The sequence below is a fragment of the Altererythrobacter sp. TH136 genome (genome assembly GCF_007065885.1).
Lineage (GTDB): Bacteria > Pseudomonadota > Alphaproteobacteria > Sphingomonadales > Sphingomonadaceae > Tsuneonella.
Genome location: NZ_CP041409.1, coordinates 1,787,736 through 1,804,988, shown reverse-complemented (window position 1 = coordinate 1,804,988; position 17,253 = coordinate 1,787,736). Strand labels below are relative to the sequence as shown.

Genomic DNA, 17,253 nt, shown 5'->3' with positions numbered 1-17,253 from the left:
CCGGCAATAGCCGCAGGCGGATGCCGCTCGCCAGCGCGGGTGTCGGAGCGATTCGGCACTTCGTCGAGCGATCAGGCGGCAGGGTTCAGCGCGCCCGCGGCGATGCGCGCGCGCCATTCGGCCGGGGCCAGCGTATGGACATTGGCGCCGGAGGCATCGACCGCGACCGTCACCGGCATGTCCTCGACCCGGAATTCGTAGATCGCCTCCATGCCGAGGTCCTCAAACGCGACCACTTTCGCCTCGCGGATCGCGCGGGCGACCAGATAGGCCGCCCCGCCGACCGCCATCAGGTACGCCACCTTGTGCCGGGCGATCTCCTGCACCGCGCCCTGCCCGCGTTCGGCCTTGCCGATCATCGCCAGCAGGCCGAGGTCGAGCATGGTATCGGTGAACTTGTCCATCCGGGTGGCGGTGGTCGGTCCGGCCGGCCCGACCACTTCGCCCAGCACCGGATCGACCGGACCGACGTAGTAGATCGCGCGGCCCTTGAAGTTGACCGGCAGCTCTTCACCCTTGGCGAGCATGTCGGCGATCCGCTTGTGCGCCGCATCGCGCCCGGTCAGCATTGTCCCGTTAAGCAACAGGCGGTCGCCGGCCTGCCAGCTCTGCACTTCTTCCGGCGTGAGGTGATCGAGGTCCACGCGCTTTGCCGCCGCGTCGGGCTGCCACTGCACTTGCGGCCAGTCGGACAGCCTGGGGGTTTCCAGGAAGCTCGGGCCCGAACCGTCGAGCGTGAAATGCGCGTGGCGGGTGGCCGCGCAGTTCGGGATCATCGCCACCGGCTTGCCCGCGGCGTGGCACGGCCAGTCGAGGATCTTCACATCGAGGATGGTGGCAAGCCCGCCCAGACCCTGCGCCCCGATGCCGAGCGCGTTGACCTTGTCGAAGATCTCGATCCGCAGCGCTTCGAGGTCGGTCTGGGCGCCGCGGGCCTTCAGCTGGGCCATGTCGATCGGCTCCATCAAGCTCTGCTTGGCGAGCTTCACGCAGTGTTCCGCCGTGCCGCCGATGCCGATCCCGAGCATGCCCGGCGGGCACCACCCGGCACCCATCTGCGGCAGCATCTCGAGCACCCAGTCGACGATCGAATCGCTGGGGTTCATCATCTTGAACTTCGACTTGTTCTCGCTGCCCCCGCCCTTGGCGGCAACGTCGATCGAAACGGTGCGTCCCGGGACCATCTCGACCGACAGCACGCAGGGCGTGTTGTCGCGCGTGTTGCGGCGGGTGAATGCCGGATCGGCGAGCACCGACGCGCGCAGCTTGTTCTCCGGGTGGTTGTAGGCGCGGCGGACGCCTTCATCGACCACGTCCTGCAAGCTGCGGGCGGATTCGAGCCGGCAGTCCTGCCCCCAGCGGACGAATACGTTCACGATGCCGGTGTCCTGGCAGATCGGCCGATGGCCTTCGGCGCACATCCGGCTGTTGGTCAGGATCTGCGCGATGGCGTCCTTCGCCGCCGGGCCCTGCTCAGCCTCATAAGCATCGCCCAGCGCGCGGATATAGTCCATCGGGTGGTAGTAGCTGATGAACTGCAGCGCATCCGCGACGCTGTCGATCAGGTCCGCCTCGCGGATCACCACCGCGTCCGCCCATGTGAAGTCGCTCATCGATACTTATCCCTTGCCCGTAGATATGTCACAGCGCGATAGCGTTCGCCCGGTCAAGCCCTCAAAGCGCTTGGACGACTTTCACCATGCGCGTAAAAGCAGGCTCTCACCCAGCTGTGTCATTCGATTAGTACAGGTATCGTGATAATGGCTTCAGCCGCCCCTTCGATTTCCAGTTCAGATGCCACCCGCCGGGCGATGATCGACAGTCAGCTGCGTGCCAGCGGCGTGACCGAACCGTCGGTGCTGGCCCGCTTCGCCGCCGTGCCGCGCGAACAGTACGTGCCGGCCAGCGCGCGTGCGGCCGCCTATACCGATCGCGCGGTGCCGCTGGATGGCGACGGGATGCTGCCGGCTCCGGTCGTGCATGGGCTGATGCTGTCGGAGGCCGGACCGCGAATGACCGACCGCGCGCTGATCGTGGACGGTGGCAGCGGATACCTGCCGGCCTTGCTGGAAGGCCTCGTCGGATCGATCGCCGTCATCACACCCGCAGAAGCGCTGCAAGGCGGCGAGGCGGGCGATTTCACGCTGCTGCTGATCGATGGCGCGGTCGAACGCCTGCCCGACACGCTGGTCGAGCGGCTGGCGGACGACGCCCGCGTCGCGACGGGGATCGTCGACGACGGCGTCACCCGGCTGGCGATCGGCCGCAAGATCACAGGGTCGGTCGCGCTGCTGCCGGTAGCCGAGATCGGGATCCCGCGCCTCGCCGTGTTCGACGCGCCCAAGGCGTGGAGCTTCTGACCGTGAATCGGGCGAAGGTAGTGCGCGCGCTCCTGAGCGGAGCGGCAGCGGGCGCGGTGTGCTTCGCGCCGCAAGCGATGGCCGATACGCTGCGTGACGCGCTCAATGGCGCGTATCGCACCAATCCCAACCTGCAGGCAGCGCGTGCCCAGCAGCGCGCGATCGACGAGACCGTGCCGCTTGAGAAGGCAGCGGGCCGGCCGAGCGCCACCGCCGGGGTGAGCTACGTCGAGTTCGTCAAGGCCAGCAATTCGAGCCAGAACGGGCCCGATCGTTCGCTGGGCGTCAATCTCGACCTGGGCGTGCCGATCTACAGCGGGGGCGCGGTCAAGAACGCGGTGCGCGCGGCGGAACGGCGCGTCGAGGCCGGCCAGGCCGATCTTCGCGCCACCGAATCGGCGATCTTCTCGCAAACCGTTGCTGCTTACATGGACGTGATCAGGGGCGAGGCACTGGTCGGCCTCAACGCCAACCAGGTCGAAGTGCTGCGGGTCAACACCCAGGCGACCAGCGACCGGTTCGAGATCGGTGACCTGACCCGCACCGACGTGGCCCAGTCGCAATCCCGCCTGGCATTGGCGCAGGGCGACTTGCGCAGCGCGCAGGCGAACCTGATCGCCGCGCGCGAGGATTACATCCGCCTGACCGGCCTCGCGCCGGACGAACTGCAACCGCCGCCGCCGTTGCCGGGTCTGCCCGCGAGCGTCGAGGATGCGGTCGCGACCGCGCTCGACAACAACCCCGACATCATCGCCGCGCAGGAACGAGCCCAGGCATCGGGTTTCGACATCGACGTCGCGGGTGCCTCGCGCCTGCCGCGGGTGTCGGTGTTCACCGGCAGCGATTACAGCAACACGCTCGGCTCGCTCGACATCCCCGGCTCTCCAGTGTCGGTCTCGCAATCGGGCCTGGGGGTCCAGGCGGGCGTGCAGGTCAGCGTGCCGCTGTTCCAGGGCGGGCGACCGGCCGCGCTGCAGCGGCAGGCGCAGGCGCGCTCGGCGGCGGCGCTTGAAACAATCATCGCCGTCGAGCGGGATGTGATCGCGCAGGTTCGCTCCGCTTATTCGAGCTGGCAGGCGGCCACCCAGATCATCATCAGCACCCAAAGCGCGGTCGATGCCGCGGCCCTGAGCCTCGAGGGCGTGCGGGCCGAGAACACCGTCGGCAACCGGACCATCCTCGATATCCTGAATGCCGAGCAGGAACTGGTGATCGCCCGCTCGCAGTTGGTCACCGCGCGCCGCAACGCCTATGTGGCCGGGTTCACCCTGCTGGCCGCGATGGGCCGCGCCGAAGCACGCGATCTGGGCCTCGGCGACGATGGCCCGCTGTACGATCCGCAGGTGAATTACGAGCGGGTGCGCGACAAGTGGTGGGATTGGGACCGCGAGCCCGACCCGGTCGTCCAGTCGACCCGCACCGTTGACATCCCGGCCGCCGACGCTGAAACTCCTGTTAACGATGATTCGGGCGTCGCCAGCGGCGCTTACTGAGACGGGGGTCCAGCAACTATGCGCCAGGATGGCGAAGCGTCGGTCGAGGAAATCCTCGAATCGATCAAGAAAGTGATCGCGCGCGACAACCGCACCAGCGCTTTCGATACGCGTCGTCGGCGCGAGAACGAGGGCGTGGCGGAAGCCGCGCCGGAACCGGCTGACGAGGAAGAAGCAGAAGAGGTCCTCGATCTGGCCGCGGCCGAGTTCGTCGAACAGGCGCCGGAAGACGACCTTGAGGACCACGAACCCGTTCACGCAGACGAGCCCGAAGCTCCGCTGGTGACCGAAGCCGCGCGGGTGTCGATGCGCGAGAACCTCGCCGCGCTGGCCCTGTTGGCCGAGCCCGGCGTCCCGCCGCAGATCGTGCGATCGGGGGAGACTTCGCTGGAAGGGCTGACGCGCGATTTGCTGCGTCCGATGCTCAGCCAGTGGCTCGACCAGAACCTGCCCAGCATGGTCGAACGGATGGTCAAGGACGAGATCGCGCGGATCGCCGGCAAGCGCGGCTAAAGCGCTTTCCACGCTTTGGCGGGCGCGCTAGTCCCGCTTCCATGAACATCAGCGCGACCAAAATCAGTCTCACTCGAACCAGCCCGTCACGCTTGGGCGGGCGCCTGGTGGCTCTTGTCGCACTGTGCGCGGTTCCGGCCGTTCCGGCCATGGCCCAGTCCCGTGCTGCCGCCGCAGACACGCGGGCGCCGATGACCGCGCAGGACCTCGTCACCCTCCCACGGCTTGGCGCAGCGGTAGTGAGCGGTGACGGCACGCTGGCCGTGTACGCGGTGACTAAAACCGATCCGGCCAGCTATCAACGCACCACCGCATTTTACGCTCGCAGCCTGCGCGACACCCGCGCGCCCGCAATCCGCTTGGATCTTGGCGGCAGCGCCAGCAGCGCTGCGTTCGCGGATGACGGGTGGCTCTACTTCCTGTCCGATCGCGGCGAGGGGGGGACCGATCAGGTCTGGCGGGCGCGGGTTTCGGCAACGGGAACGGTCAGCGACATCGCGCAGGTCACCGCGCTAAAAGCCGCGGTCGGCGGGTTCGCCGTCGCGCCCGACGCGACGAAGATTGCCGTCTGGGGCGACATCGGCCGCGAATGCGCCAGCTTCGGATGCGATCCTGATGGGTCGACGCATCTGCCCGGCCCCGGCACTGGCCGGCTGTACGACGCGGAGGTCGGCTTCGTACGCCACTGGGACCAGTGGGAGACGCCGGGCGTCTATGGCCGCGCGTTCGCGTTCCCGCTGACCGGCGGCAAGGCGAGCGGCAACGGGGTTCCGCTCGACGGGCCGCCGGGCAAGAGCGCGTTGGTCGGCGACACCCCGACCAAACCGTTCGGCGGCAACGAGGAGATCGCCTGGGCGGCCGACGGGCACGGGCTGTTCTTCGCCGCGCGCAAGTCCGACGCCGCCGAACCCCGCTCCACCAACGTGGACTTGTGGTTCAACGACCTGTCCGGCCGCGCGCCGATCAATCTGACCGAAAGCAACGAGGCGACCGACACGCTGCCAGCGCCCTCGCCCGACGGCAAGTACCTCGCCTACGCTGCGATGGCCCGACCGGGGTATGAAGCCGACAAGCTGACGGTCATGTTGCGCGATCTCGCCACCGGCCAGGTGCGTGCGCTCACGACAGACTGGGACCGCTCGGTCGGCTCGCTGACGTGGACCCCGGATTCGAAGTTCATCGTCGCCACCGCCCAGGACGTGCTGGACACCCCGGCATTCCGCATTGATCCGGTGACCGGCAAGGTCGACAGGCTCGATCTGATGGCAGGGACCGAGGCGCACATCGGCGATGTCGTGCCGCTTGCTGATGGCGATCTGGTGTTCACCCGCGCCTCGATCGGCGCTCCGAACGAGCTCTATTTGGCGCGCAAGTGGGGCCAGGCGATGCCGCTCACCGACGTGGCGACCTCGACGCTGGGCAAGCGGGCGCCGATAGTCACCCGCCGCTTCAGCTTCACCGGCGCGAATGGCGATACCGTGTGGGGCCAGATCACGAAGCTCGACGGCCGGAAGGGGCCCATGCCGGCGATCCTCTATGTCCATGGCGGACCCCAGGGCAGCTTCAACGATGCCTGGTCGACCCGGTGGAATCCGCGCGTGGTGGCGAGCCAGGGTTACGCGGTGGTGTCGATCGATTTCCACGGTTCGACCGGCTACGGCCAGGCCTTTACCGACAGCATCACCAACGACTGGGGCGGCAAGCCGCTCGAGGATCTTCAAAAGGGGTTCGCAGCGGCTGGCGCGCTCGATGCCCAGATCGATACCGACAACGCCTGCGCCATGGGCGCCAGTTATGGCGGGTACATGATGAACTGGATCGCGGGCCGCTGGCCGGACAAGTTCAAGTGCCTGGTCCAGCACGACGGCGTGTTCGATGCGCGCGCCATGGCGTACGAGACCGAAGAGCTGTGGTTCGACACCTGGGAGCATGGCGGCAAGACCTATTTCGAGGATCCCGCCGCCTACGAGAAGTGGAACCCGGTGAACCACGTCGATCAGTGGAAGACGCCGATGCTGGTGATCACCGGCGAGAAGGACTTCCGTATCCCGTACACCCAGGGGCTGGCCTCGTTCACCGCGCTGCAGATGAAGAACATCCCGGCGCAGCTGCTGGTCTTTCCAGATGAGAACCACTGGGTGCTCAAGCCCAAGAACTCGCTCCAGTGGCACAACACGGTGTTCGGCTGGCTCGACCGGTGGCTCAAACCGGCAAGCAAGTGACCGACTCGCTCGACCTGACGAAGGCGCGCGTCGCGCTCGCCAAGATCGGGGGCGAACGGGTCCAGCGCCAGATCTTTCTGTGCGCGCTGTCTGACAAGCAGGCGTGTTGCTCGCGCGAGCAGGGCGCGCGGTCGTGGAATTACCTCAAGCGGCGGCTGAAGGAGCTGGGACTCGTCTGCCAGACGGTGCAGCGGACCAAGGCCGGTTGTCTGCAGGTGTGCGATGCAGGACCGATCGCGGTCGTGTGGCCCGATCAGGTGTGGTATCATTCGTGCGACGAAGCGGCACTCGAGAAGATCATCCAGCAGCACCTGATCGGCGGCGAGCCGGTGGAGGAACTGCGCCTGCGCGCGGCGCCTGTCGGCTGATCAATCCCGCCGGTCGTGCGGATCCGAAATCGATTCATCGTGGCCGGTGCCGTTCGACATGAACACCAGCCCCATCAGCGCGCTCATCAGCAGCATCGACAGACCCACGCCCAGCGCAGTGGCGATGTAGAAGTGGATCGAAACCTCCGGCACCGTGGCCCACAGGTACAATAGCACCCCGACGACGGTGACCGCGGTGAAACCGCCCATCAGCCACATCATCCGCTTCCACCTCGCCCAGGCGAACGCGGCCTTGTCGGGATCGTCGAGCGGAGAGGGCCGGGACATGGCGGGGTAGATGGGCGCCCCGCCCCCGCCTGGCAATGGCCGCGCTGGCCATCCTTGCGAAATCGTGGCATCCTGATCGTCCCGTTGGAGAGAAGGGAGAGTCCCCATGGACGTCGCCCACTTGCTATCGCGCCGTCAAAGCGCAGCATCTGGCGCAGGGCCTGGCGCCGAGATCGTCACCTGCGATGTCGCCATGACCATGCGCGATGCGCTGTCGATCCTCGCCACCCGCCGCATCGGCGCCCTGCCGGTCATGCAACACGGACAGGTGGTCGGCGTGTTTTCCGAACGCGACGTCATCTACTGCCTGGAGCGCGAGGGCGAGGCGAGCCTGGACAAGCCGGTCGGCGAAGTGATGACCGCGCCGGCGATCACCATCGAACCCGCGACCCGCATCGATGACGCGCTGGAAATGATGACCCGGCGGCGCGTCCGGCATTTGCCGGTCGTCCAGAACGGCGGAATGTGCGGCTTCGTGTCGATCGGCGATCTGGTGAAGGCGCAGATCGATGAAATCGCCGGCGAGGCGGAGGCGATGCGGGTTTACATCCAGACCGCTTGAGCGGCGGCCGGATCGATCCCATATACCGCTCATGTCCGAACCGCTGATCCTGACCACCAACGCCGCCCGGCGCGTCGCGGCGATCGCCGACAAGCAGGGCAAGCCCGCGATCCTGAGGCTGGCGGTCGAGGGCGGCGGATGCTCGGGCTTCCAGTACAAGTTCGATCTGGCCGAAGCGGCCGAGAGCGACGATTCGGTCAGCGAAACCGATGGGGTGAAGCTGCTGGTGGATCCCGTCAGCCTGGACCTGATTGCGGGCAGCACCGTGGACTTCGTCGAATCGCTTGGCGGAGCCGCGTTCAAGGTCGAGAATCCGCAAGCGGCCGCGGGTTGCGGTTGCGGATCGAGCTTCGGCATCTAAAGCTTCGCGGATGCGGATTGCGTCCTTCAACATCAACGGCATCAAGGCGCGCCTGCCGCGTCTCCTCGAATGGCTGGAGGAACGCCGCCCGGCGGTCGCCTGCCTGCAGGAGATCAAGAGCCAGGACGAAGGCTTCCCGTACGAAGAGTTCGAGAAGATCGGTTACCACGCCATCTGGCACGGTCAGAAGGGCTTCAACGGGGTCGCGATCTTGGCCGACGGGCTGAAGCCTACGGAAGTCCAGCGCACCCTGCCCGGCGACCCGCTCGACGAGCACGCCCGCTACATCGAGGCAGACGTCAGCGGCGTGCGCATCGCCTGCCTGTACCTGCCCAACGGCAACCCGGTCCCCGGACCCAAGTTCGATTACAAGCTGGCGTGGATGGAACGCCTCGACGCCCGCATGCGGGAGCTATGGGCGCTGGAATTGCCGGTGGTCGTGCTGGGCGATTACAACGTCATCCCGGAGGACAAGGACGTGTGGTCCCCGACCGCCATGGCCCGCGATGCGTTGATGCAGCCGGAATCGCGCGATGCCTATGCCCGGCTTCTTGCCCAGGGCTGGACTGACGCGCTCGGCACCCTCAACCCGCGCGGGGGCGTGTGGACGTTCTGGGACTATCAGGCGGGAGCCTGGCAGCGCGACCACGGCTTCCGGATCGACCACCTGCTCCTCAGCCCCGAGGCCGCCGACCGAATGACCGCCGCCGGCGTGGACAAGGAGTACCGCGGGCGGGAAAAGGCCAGCGACCACGTGCCGGTGTGGGTGGAGCTGGCCGACCCGGCCTGAACGACCGGTAGCTGGTTCACCGATAGAAGATGTGACTGTCGATCGTCGCCCGGGCGATCTTGGTGCGGCTCCAGCTCGGCTTCACATAGCGGGCGTGGAAATAAAGCGAGTCGCCCGCCTGGCTATCCCACAATCCTTCGTGAGCGATGCGGGCAATGGCGCTGGCCCGTTTCCAGGCGGCCGAACCACGGTCGATCCGCGGCATGGTGCCGCCGCGAATGAACGAGAACTGCGCCCGCTGGTAGACGACGCCGCAGTAATCTGACGGGAAGACACCCGATTCGCTGCGGTTGATGATCACCTGGCCGACGGCCAACTGACCCGCGAGGGGCTCGCCGCGCGATTCGAAATAGATGGCTCCGGCAAGACATTCCATCTCGCGAGAGAGCGTGCCGGATGCGGGCATGGCCGAAACGAGTTCGGTCAACGAACCGGCGCTGGCCTCGAACGGTCGTTCGCTGGCAGTTTGCGTGGTCGGCTGAACCACTTCCTGCGAAACGAACGCTACCGGAGTATCGGGCGTGGTCGCTTCGGGCACCGTTTCGTCAGTCAGGGCGATCGTCTGAGCGACCTGGGTCTTGCTGATTTCAGCATTGGCGCCGGAACCCTCGGCGGCGAAGAACGTAAGAAAAGCAGTCGCGGCAAGCGCCGCGAGAGTTGCGCGATGAAATTGCATTGATCCGTCGGTTTAGGCGGTGGACGGGCACTGTCGCAGGCGAGGTTCGCGCTGGCGGACATATCCACCATGCGAAACCGAGTATTCTAACGCCTGCCGGCCGTCCCCCGTCTACGCGCTGACTGTCCGACCCCGTGTCGTTCAAGCCGCCTGCGTCCGTGAAGGTGTCGCCCAGATAATTGCTGCACCTGCGAAGTCAAATTTTCACGGCAAAGCTGCGGCGAACCGTGAGATATCCGGGACGTCCACCTCAATTAACCAAATATCCGGGTCACGTTCTAGCTTTTTCCGAATTGCCTCGGAAAAAAGATCCTCGTTTTCAGTAGTTTGCACGAGAGATGTAACGAAAGGACGGTTCCCGTCGAGCTGGGGCATGCGTTCAATAAGCCTGGCTTCCTTACCGCGACACATGATTACCAAAGCGATGGTTCCGGCGTCTCGATCGCCCTTTGCCAACACCGTCGCGAACCCGCCCTGCGATTCGGCCAGCCGGCGGATCGCGCTCACTTCCAGATGCGAAGGCAGACGCGAATCCACCGATCAGCGGCGGTCGGCGTAGCCGGGCAGCCCCGACAGCGCGATGCGAGAGCGCATGAACGTTCCGGTACCTCGGCCGATCTCGTCCCCATCGGCGTCCACCAGCCGCGATTCGGCCACCAGCACCCGCTTGCGGCCGCTCACCCACCTTCCTTCCGCGATGACCTCGCCCTCTCGGACCGGCTTGGTGAAGTGCAGATTGAAGGAGGTGGTCAGCAGGAACCGGTCGGTGACCAGTGTATTCGCGGCATAGAACGCAGCGTCGTCCAGCATCTTGAAATACACCGTTCCGTGCGCTGCGCCCGCGGCGTGAAACACGGCGCGTTCGACCTGAAAAATCAGCCGCGCCCGCCCTTCGCCCGGTATCTCGAGCCGCGAGGGGAACAGCGTGTTGACCGGAGCCGCCTCATACAGTCTTTCCAGCGCGCGATAATGGGATGCCGCCCCGGCGGGCTCGTCAGGCGGCGTCACGGTCAGCCGCATTCGTGAGCAGCGCATAGAGCGTCTCGGTGTCGGTTGCGCTGGTGAGGGCCCTGTGCATCACTTCGTCCCGGACCATGCGCGACAACGCCGCCAGCGCATGCAAGTGCGTCGCGCCCGCGTTCACGGGTGACAGCAAACCGATCACGAGATCCACCGGCAACCGGTCCGCGGCCGCGAAATCGACCGGGGCCGACAGCTTAAGCAGGGCTGCCACCGGGCGCGTCAGGCCGTCGATACGCGCGTGGGGCAGGGCCACGCCGCGCCCGAAACCGGTGCTGCCCAGGGCCTCGCGTTCATTGAGCGCGTCCAACACCTTTTGACGGTCCAACAGGTAAACCGACGCGAACCGCTCTGCTATCGCTGCCAGGATTGCTGGCTTGTCGCTTCGATCATCGACCCAGACGGCTTCCGGCAGCAGCTTGAAGAGCACGTTCATCGTCATTTTGGTTTCGCAAGCTGGCGCGCGTTGCAGGAAAGATGGCGACGCCCCCGGCCGACCTCAGCCAGGATGGCGCCTCAGGTGGCGGGTTCAGCGCGCGGTTCGACCCAACCGACCGAGCCATCGCGGCGGCGATAGACCATATTGTGCCGACCGGTGCCAGCGTTCTTGAACAGCATCGCGTTGGTGTCGCGCAGATCCAGCATCATCACCGCGTCAGCGACGCTCGCTTCAGGGATGTCGGCAGTGGTTTCGGCAATGATCATCGGCGTGTCGGCGATGTCGACCTCGTCAGCCTCGGCATCGGGCGCCGCGATGATGGTATAAGCGGCCTCTTCCTGCTCGGCGGTGAAGGCCGTCTGCTGATGACGGTCCTGCAACCGGCGCTTGTAGCGGCGGAGCTGTTTCTCGATCTTCTCGGCCGCTTGGTCGAACGCCTGGTGCGCGTCGTGCGCCGCGCCGTGCGACTTCAGTATCAGCCCGTGCATCACATGGGTGACGATATCGCAGCTGAACGCACCTGCAGGCGCCTTGCCGAAGGTGACCTGACTGGAAATCGCGCGGCTGAAATACTTCTCGACGGCAGTGGAGAGGCGCTCCTCCACATGCTCCTGCAGGGCAGCGCCGGTTTCAATCTGGTGGCCCGAGACGCGAATATCCATCGACGGTCTAACTCCTGTTAAATGTGCAGCCTTCAGGACAGAAACGTTACGCGGCCCAGATCGCTCCCTCGATCCGACCGATGAATGCGGCATGCCGTGCCAATTCGTCAGCCGAGGGGTGATGCGGACGCGGGGCGCGGAATGGCCGTTCGCGCACGACGATACCCGGCATCTCGATCACCGAGGCGCCGGCGCGGTCGCCGGCCAGCTCCAGCCCGATCTGGCGGCCCCCGGTCAGCTCCACATAAACCTGCGCCAACAACTCCGCATCGAGCAGGGCGCCGTGCTTGACCCGGTGACTGCGATCGATGCCGTAGCGGGTGCACAGGGCATCGAGCGACAGCTTGGCGCCCGGGTGCCGGCGCTTGGCGAGCGCAACGGTGTCGATCATCCGCGACAGGCAGACGATCTCCAGCCCGCACAGCTCAAGCTCGTGGTTGAGGAAGGCGAAGTCGAACCCCGCGTTGTGCGCGACAAGCGGTGCGTCCGCGATGAATTCGAGCAGGTCGTGACAGCGGTCAGGGAAACGCGGCTTGTCCGCCAGGAACGCCGCTGACAGCCCGTGCACTGCTTCCGCCCCCGCGGGCATGTCGCGGTCGGGATTGAAATAGGCGTGAAAGTGCGCCCCGGTCGGCACGCGGTTCACCAGTTCGATACAGCCGATCTCGACCATTCGGTCGCCCGTCCGGGGATCGAGGCCGGTGGTTTCAGTATCGAACACGATTTCGCGCATGAGACCGTTTCTATCGGCCGCTCAGGTCGGCCTGACAAGAGGGGAGCGTTCGGTCAGCCGGGCGATCAGCCGAACGATCTCGGCCTCCGTCTGGTAAATCGAGGTGCCGGTGTCGATGACATAATCGGCCCGGGCGCGCTTGTCGGCGTCCGGCACCTGGAGCGACAGGATGTGCGCGAACTTCTCCGGCGTCATGCCGGGACGGGCGAGCACGCGCTGGCGCTGGATTTCCGCCGGAGCAGATACCACCGCCACCGCGTCCACGCTCTCCCAGCCGCCTTTTTCGAACAGCAGCGGAATATCGAACACCACCAGCGGCTGGCCCGCGTGCTCGATCATGAACGCGTGACGCTCGGCCGCCACGGCGGGGTGGACGATGGCCTCTAGCCGAGCGAGCGCGTCGCGGTCGGCAAAGACCTGCGCGCCCAGTTGTTCGCGCAGCACGCCCTCCGGTCCGGTCGAGCCGGGAAATGCCTGCTCGATCGCCGGCACCAGCGCGCCGCCCGCGCCCTGCAGCCGCCGCACCGTGGCATCGGCATCGAACACCGGCACGCCGGCCGCTTCGAACATCGCGGCGACGGTCGATTTGCCCATCCCAATTGAGCCGGTCAGGCCAACGATGAACGGGCGGCTCATGGCACCAGCAGCGCGCGCAATTCGGCGTCATGCTCGCGCGGAGGGGGGCAGCCGAAAAAGCGCTCGAATGCCAGCGACGCCTGACCGATCAGCATGGCCAGTCCGTCAATTGTGCGATGTCCCGCCGCGCGCGCGCCGGACAGGAAGGGCGTGGCCACCGGATCGGTCACGATATCATACGCGATCGCCCCGGGCGGTGCATGGCTCCAGTCGAACACCAGCGGCGGCTGGCCGCGCATCCCGAGCGGGCTCGCGTTCACGACAAGGTCGAGGCAGCCCTCACGGTCGTCGAAGGCGAATTCGGTCGGGTCGGCGAAATGGGCGAGATCGACCGCGTGATGCTCACCGCCCGGATCCAGTTCATCCAGGATGCCGCGCGCCTTGTGCGGATCGCGCCCGGCAAGCACGATGATGAACTTTTCCGCCGTCAGCGCCGCCACGATCGCCCGCGCCGCCCCGCCGGTGCCGAGCACCCGCGCCATCCGAAAATAGTGCGTCGATCCGAGGTGTTGCCGGAGCGGCTCCAGGAACCCGCCCGCATCGGTGTTGCTGCCTACCAGCGCGTCGCCCTCACGCACGACGGTGTTCACCGCGCCGATGCGGGCGGCCAGCGGATCGAGCCGGTCCACCAGCGGGACGACGGCCTGCTTATGCGGCATCGTGACGTTACACCCGCACCACGCAGGGTCCCCGCGCGCCACGGCCAGATAGGACGCGAGCGCGTCTGCGGGGACGTGATGCGGTCGATAACTTGCGGCAAGGCCCAGCTTGCCGAGCCAGAAACCGTGGATCGCCGGCGACTTGGATTGGGCGATCGGATCGCCGATCACTTCGGCATACGCGGTCATGCGGGCAGCTCCCCCGACTCGCGCAAGGCATCGAGAACCAACAGCAAGGGCATGCCAAGGACCGTGAAATGATCGCCGTCGATAGCGCTGAACAACTGCACGCCGCGCGCTTCGATACGGAAGACGCCCACGCACGCGGCGACGGCGGGCCACTCGGCATCGAGGTATGATTCGATGAACGAACCGGACAGCGGCCTAACCGTCAGGCGGGCGACCTCGGCGCCGCGCCAGACGACCGCCCCCGTCCGCGTCAGCGCGGCTGCGCTATGGAGTTCGATCGTCCGTCCGGAAAACCATTCCAAATGGCGCGCGGCATCTTCGCGGCTGGCGGGTTTGTCGAACCTGCGCCCGCCGCACACCACCAGCGAATCGCTTCCCAGCACGAGATCGCCGGGCCGGTCCCGCGACACCGCCAGCGCCTTGGCCTCGGCGAGCGCCAGCGCAATCTCCTGTGGCGCGGCGCCGGCGAGGCCGGCTTCGACTGCGCGTTCGTCGATCGCGGCGGCGGCGACTTCGAACGCCAGTCCGGCTGCCGCCAGCATCTCCCGCCGCGAGGCGCTCTGGGACGCAAGAACCAGGGTCACGGCAGGCCCGGCCGGCCCATCCCCGGCACGTCGCGCGCGTCGCGTTCGGTCAGCAGGCGGATCACCGCAGCGGCGGTTTCCTCGATCGAGCGGCGGGTGACGTCGATCACCGGCCAGCCGTTGTCGGCGAACAGCCGGCGGGCGAACTTGACCTCGGCGGCGACCCGTTCCGCATCGACGTAGTCGCTCTCGCGCCCTTCGGCGATCGTCAGCAGGCGATTGCGGCGGATCTGGATCAGCCGGTCCGGCGCGGTCGTCAGTCCGACGATCAGGGGGTGGCGCAGGGTGAACAAGGCCGACGGCGGCGGGCTCTCCACCACCAGCGGGATGTTGGCGACCTTGTAACCGCGGTTCGCCAGGTAGATGCTGGTGGGCGTCTTGGAACTGCGTGACACGCCGGCGAGCAGGATGTCGGCCTCTTCCCATTCCTCCCAGGCGATCCCGTCGTCGTGCGCGATAGTGTATTGAATCGCATCGACCCGCGCGAAATACGCCGCGTCCATCGAGTGCTGTCGGCCCGGACGACCGTGCGCCTCCTGCCCCAGGTGGCTCTCCAGCGCTTCGGTGACCGCATCGAGCACCGGCACTGCGGGCAGGCCAATCGTGCGGCAATGTTCTTCCAGCCGGGTGCGCGTTTCGGGGTTCACTAGGGTGAACAGCACCAGCCCCGGATGCGCGGCGATATCGGGCACGATCCGGTCGATGTGCTGCCGGCTGCGGACCATCGGCCAAAAGTGGCGCTGGACATCGGCTTCGTCGAACTGCGCGAGTGCCGCCTTCGCGATCATCTCCAGCGTTTCGCCGGTGGAATCCGACAGCAGATGGAGGTGGATGCGCGGCATGGCGGGACGTCGTCGCTCCGGTCGGCGGCCTGTGGAGAAGGTGCGGCATAAACCACGGGAGGAAACCGCGGACAAGCGATCTGCGCGATTCCATGCCCACTGCCAGCCGGGAACCGGGCCGCTTGTGGACATGGCGACAAGCTTCTCGACAGGCTGGTGATAGCGGGGACAACGAACCGTTGACGCGGGAATCCCATGATTCGATGGCGCTGGAAACCTGTTCAGAGCGGGAGAAATCGGGCAGGGCGCCGCAATCCCCGCTTTCCACAGGGCCAACAGACTCCTTCATCTTTCTATAGAATCTTATTGAATTGGATTAGAGACGCATGCCGGGCTCGTTACTCGACACTCTGAATGGCCATCGGGGCGGGCGGGTGCCGCTGTGGCTGATGCGCCAGGCAGGCCGCTATCTGCCCGAATATCGCGCCTTGCGAGCGGAGAAGGGCGGCTTCCTCGCGCTGGTGTACGACAGCGAGGCGGCGGCCGAAGTGACTCTGCAGCCGATCCGCCGGTTCGGCTTCGACGGCGCGATCCTGTTTTCCGACATTCTGATCGTGCCGTACGCCATGGGGCAGGACCTGACGTTCGGCGCAGGGGAGGGACCACGACTGTCCCCGCCGCTGGTTGATAGCGCGCTGGAGGCCCTCCAGAGCGTGCCTGAGCGCCTTCAGCCGATCTACCGGACGGTGGAACGGGTGCGCGCCGCCCTGGGCCCTGAGACCACTCTGCTGGGCTTTGCGGGAAGTCCGTGGACCGTCGCCACCTACATGGTCGCGGGCGAAGGGTCGAAGGACCATCACGCGGCGCGGGCGATGGCTTACCGCGACCCGGCCGGCTTCGCCGCGATCATCGCCGCCATCGAGGCGGTGACGGTCGAATATCTGGTCGGCCAGATCGAAGCAGGAGCCGAGGCGGTCCAGCTGTTCGATTCCTGGGCCGGAAGTCTCGCGCCAGAGCAGTTCGAGCGCTGGGTGATCGCGCCCAACGCCCGCATCACCGCGGCGGTCCATGTACACTGCCCCGGGGTGCCGGTGATCGGCTTTCCCAAGGGAGCCGGGGCCAAGCTCGCCGCTTACGCACGCGAGACCGGCGTCGATGCCGTGGGGGTCGACGAGACGATCGATCCCGCATGGGCCGCGCGCGAACTGCCCGCGGGCATGCCGGTGCAGGGCAACCTCGATCCGCTGCTGCTGCTGGCCGGCGGGGCGGCGCTGGAGGAGCGCACTCACGCCATCTTGCGCGCGTTCGCCGATCGCCCGCATGTGTTCAATCTCGGCCACGGCATCGGCCAGCACACCCCGATCGAACATGTCGAGCGCTTGCGCGACACGGTGCGTCAGTGGCAGGGGTGACAGATGCCTCGGCAATTTCCTAGAAGCCTCCCATGCAAAGCGCGCTCGCGGTGACGTATCTCTGGCTGAAAGCCGGCCACGTGATCTTTGTCATCTTCTGGATGGCCGGCCTGTTCATGCTCCCGCGCTATCTGGTCTATCACCAGGAGGCTGAACCCGGCTCGGCCGAGGCGGCGGTGTGGGCCGATCGTGAGCGCAAGCTGCTCAAGATCATCCTGTTGCCATCGATCGTCGTGGTGTGGGTGCTCGGCATCCTGCTGGCCACCACGCAGAACCTGTGGGGCGAGGGCTGGCTGCACGCGAAGCTGCTGTTCGTGCTGCTGTTGTCCGGGTATCACGGCTATATGGCCGGCTATTCCAGGAAACTGGCGCAGGGGCATCGCCCGCTCACCGGCAAGCAGCTGCGACTGCTCAACGAGGTGCCCGGAGTGGCCGCGGCACTGATCGTCATCCTGGTGATCGTCCGCCCGTTCTGAGCCTGCCGACCTGAAAAGCAGGACGAGC

General features: G+C 66.5%; 22 protein-coding genes. 10 read left to right on the top strand and 12 right to left on the bottom strand.

The genetic code is table 11. The annotated features are described in order from the left end of the window. Positions 1-71 precede the first annotated feature (71 nt). Positions 72-1,613 (bottom strand): fumarate hydratase, encoded by a 1,542-nt coding sequence (locus C0V74_RS08675; RefSeq protein ID WP_143251452.1) that lies wholly within the window; start codon positions 1,611-1,613, stop codon positions 72-74. Between the two features lie 198 nt (positions 1,614-1,811). Between C0V74_RS08675 and C0V74_RS08670 the strand changes: the two genes are divergently transcribed. From C0V74_RS08670 to C0V74_RS08650, 5 genes are all read left to right on the top strand, one after another. Beyond that, on the top strand, positions 1,812-2,360 hold the full coding sequence (locus C0V74_RS08670) for a protein-L-isoaspartate O-methyltransferase (protein ID WP_143251451.1): 549 nt from the start codon (positions 1,812-1,814) through the stop codon (positions 2,358-2,360). 77 nt (positions 2,361-2,437) lie between these two features. Next, positions 2,438-3,853, top strand: a complete 1,416-nt coding sequence (locus C0V74_RS08665; RefSeq protein WP_143252246.1) for a TolC family outer membrane protein — start codon at positions 2,438-2,440, stop codon at positions 3,851-3,853. Between the two features lie 18 nt (positions 3,854-3,871). Beyond that, a complete protein-coding gene (locus C0V74_RS08660) occupies positions 3,872-4,366 on the top strand; it encodes a DUF2497 domain-containing protein (RefSeq protein ID WP_131620831.1) in 495 nt (164 codons plus the stop codon). Between the two features lie 149 nt (positions 4,367-4,515). After that, positions 4,516-6,588: a S9 family peptidase gene (locus C0V74_RS08655; protein ID WP_246844813.1), complete on the top strand. Its 2,073-nt coding sequence runs from the start codon at positions 4,516-4,518 to the stop codon at positions 6,586-6,588. Further along, the gene (locus C0V74_RS08650) at positions 6,585-6,956 is read left to right on the top strand and encodes a (2Fe-2S) ferredoxin domain-containing protein (RefSeq protein ID WP_143251450.1); all 372 of its coding nucleotides are present in this window, start codon (positions 6,585-6,587) and stop codon (positions 6,954-6,956) included. The genes C0V74_RS08655 and C0V74_RS08650 overlap by 4 nt, the downstream gene beginning before the upstream one ends. Here the strand turns inward: C0V74_RS08650 and C0V74_RS08645 are convergent, their stop codons facing one another. Then, entirely contained in the window at positions 6,957-7,244 is a 288-nt protein-coding gene (locus tag C0V74_RS08645) for a hypothetical protein (protein WP_143251449.1), read from the bottom strand. A 106-nt stretch (positions 7,245-7,350) separates the two neighbouring features. On the opposite strand from C0V74_RS08645, the gene C0V74_RS08640 reads away from it, so the two are divergent. Genes C0V74_RS08640 through xth form a run of 3 tightly spaced genes read left to right on the top strand, consistent with a single transcriptional unit; the run spans position 7,351 to position 8,957 of the window. Continuing rightward, positions 7,351-7,806 (top strand): CBS domain-containing protein, encoded by a 456-nt coding sequence (locus C0V74_RS08640; RefSeq protein WP_143251448.1) that lies wholly within the window; start codon positions 7,351-7,353, stop codon positions 7,804-7,806. A 31-nt stretch (positions 7,807-7,837) separates the two neighbouring features. Beyond that, complete coding sequence (gene erpA, locus C0V74_RS08635) at positions 7,838-8,167, top strand: iron-sulfur cluster insertion protein ErpA (RefSeq protein ID WP_131620824.1); 330 nt, start codon at positions 7,838-7,840, stop codon at positions 8,165-8,167. A gap of 10 nt (positions 8,168-8,177) precedes the next feature. Beyond that, positions 8,178-8,957, top strand: coding sequence for an exodeoxyribonuclease III (gene xth / locus C0V74_RS08630; protein ID WP_143251447.1), 780 nt, complete (start codon positions 8,178-8,180; stop codon positions 8,955-8,957). A 16-nt stretch (positions 8,958-8,973) separates the two neighbouring features. On the opposite strand, the gene C0V74_RS08625 is transcribed toward xth, so the two are convergent. The 10 genes from C0V74_RS08625 to C0V74_RS08580 all read right to left on the bottom strand — a co-directional run bounded on the left by C0V74_RS08625 (position 8,974) and on the right by C0V74_RS08580 (position 15,397). Beyond that, a complete protein-coding gene (locus C0V74_RS08625; RefSeq protein WP_143251446.1) occupies positions 8,974-9,633 on the bottom strand; it encodes a cell wall hydrolase in 660 nt (219 codons plus the stop codon). A 204-nt stretch (positions 9,634-9,837) separates the two neighbouring features. After that, positions 9,838-10,170 (bottom strand): DUF1491 family protein, encoded by a 333-nt coding sequence (locus tag C0V74_RS08620; RefSeq protein WP_143251445.1) that lies wholly within the window; start codon positions 10,168-10,170, stop codon positions 9,838-9,840. 3 nt (positions 10,171-10,173) lie between these two features. Beyond that, positions 10,174-10,668, bottom strand: a complete 495-nt coding sequence (locus tag C0V74_RS08615) for a PaaI family thioesterase (protein ID WP_143251444.1) — start codon at positions 10,666-10,668, stop codon at positions 10,174-10,176. Next, positions 10,628-11,089 (bottom strand): PTS sugar transporter subunit IIA, encoded by a 462-nt coding sequence (locus tag C0V74_RS08610; RefSeq protein WP_143251443.1) that lies wholly within the window; start codon positions 11,087-11,089, stop codon positions 10,628-10,630. Before C0V74_RS08610 ends, C0V74_RS08615 begins: the two co-directional genes overlap by 41 nt. Positions 11,090-11,169: 80 nt before the next feature. Beyond that, the gene (raiA, locus tag C0V74_RS08605; protein ID WP_131620814.1) at positions 11,170-11,754 is read right to left on the bottom strand and encodes a ribosome-associated translation inhibitor RaiA; all 585 of its coding nucleotides are present in this window, start codon (positions 11,752-11,754) and stop codon (positions 11,170-11,172) included. 46 nt (positions 11,755-11,800) lie between these two features. Further along, complete coding sequence (dnaQ, locus tag C0V74_RS08600) at positions 11,801-12,487, bottom strand: DNA polymerase III subunit epsilon (RefSeq protein WP_131620812.1); 687 nt, start codon at positions 12,485-12,487, stop codon at positions 11,801-11,803. A 21-nt stretch (positions 12,488-12,508) separates the two neighbouring features. Continuing rightward, entirely contained in the window at positions 12,509-13,123 is a 615-nt protein-coding gene (gene coaE / locus C0V74_RS08595; protein WP_143251442.1) for a dephospho-CoA kinase, read from the bottom strand. After that, the gene (locus C0V74_RS08590; RefSeq protein ID WP_143251441.1) at positions 13,120-13,971 is read right to left on the bottom strand and encodes a shikimate dehydrogenase; all 852 of its coding nucleotides are present in this window, start codon (positions 13,969-13,971) and stop codon (positions 13,120-13,122) included. The genes coaE and C0V74_RS08590 overlap by 4 nt, the downstream gene beginning before the upstream one ends. Further along, entirely contained in the window at positions 13,968-14,513 is a 546-nt protein-coding gene (locus C0V74_RS08585) for a Maf family protein (protein ID WP_246844812.1), read from the bottom strand. The genes C0V74_RS08590 and C0V74_RS08585 overlap by 4 nt, the downstream gene beginning before the upstream one ends. Positions 14,514-14,551: 38 nt before the next feature. Continuing rightward, a complete protein-coding gene (locus C0V74_RS08580; protein ID WP_131620804.1) occupies positions 14,552-15,397 on the bottom strand; it encodes a pyruvate, water dikinase regulatory protein in 846 nt (281 codons plus the stop codon). A 326-nt stretch (positions 15,398-15,723) separates the two neighbouring features. Between C0V74_RS08580 and hemE the strand changes: the two genes are divergently transcribed. Both hemE and C0V74_RS08570 read left to right on the top strand, forming a co-directional pair. Further along, positions 15,724-16,749, top strand: coding sequence for a uroporphyrinogen decarboxylase (gene hemE / locus C0V74_RS08575; RefSeq protein ID WP_143251439.1), 1,026 nt, complete (start codon positions 15,724-15,726; stop codon positions 16,747-16,749). Positions 16,750-16,781: 32 nt separating this feature from the next. Next, positions 16,782-17,225, top strand: a complete 444-nt coding sequence (locus tag C0V74_RS08570) for a CopD family protein (protein WP_143251438.1) — start codon at positions 16,782-16,784, stop codon at positions 17,223-17,225. Positions 17,226-17,253 lie beyond the last annotated feature (28 nt).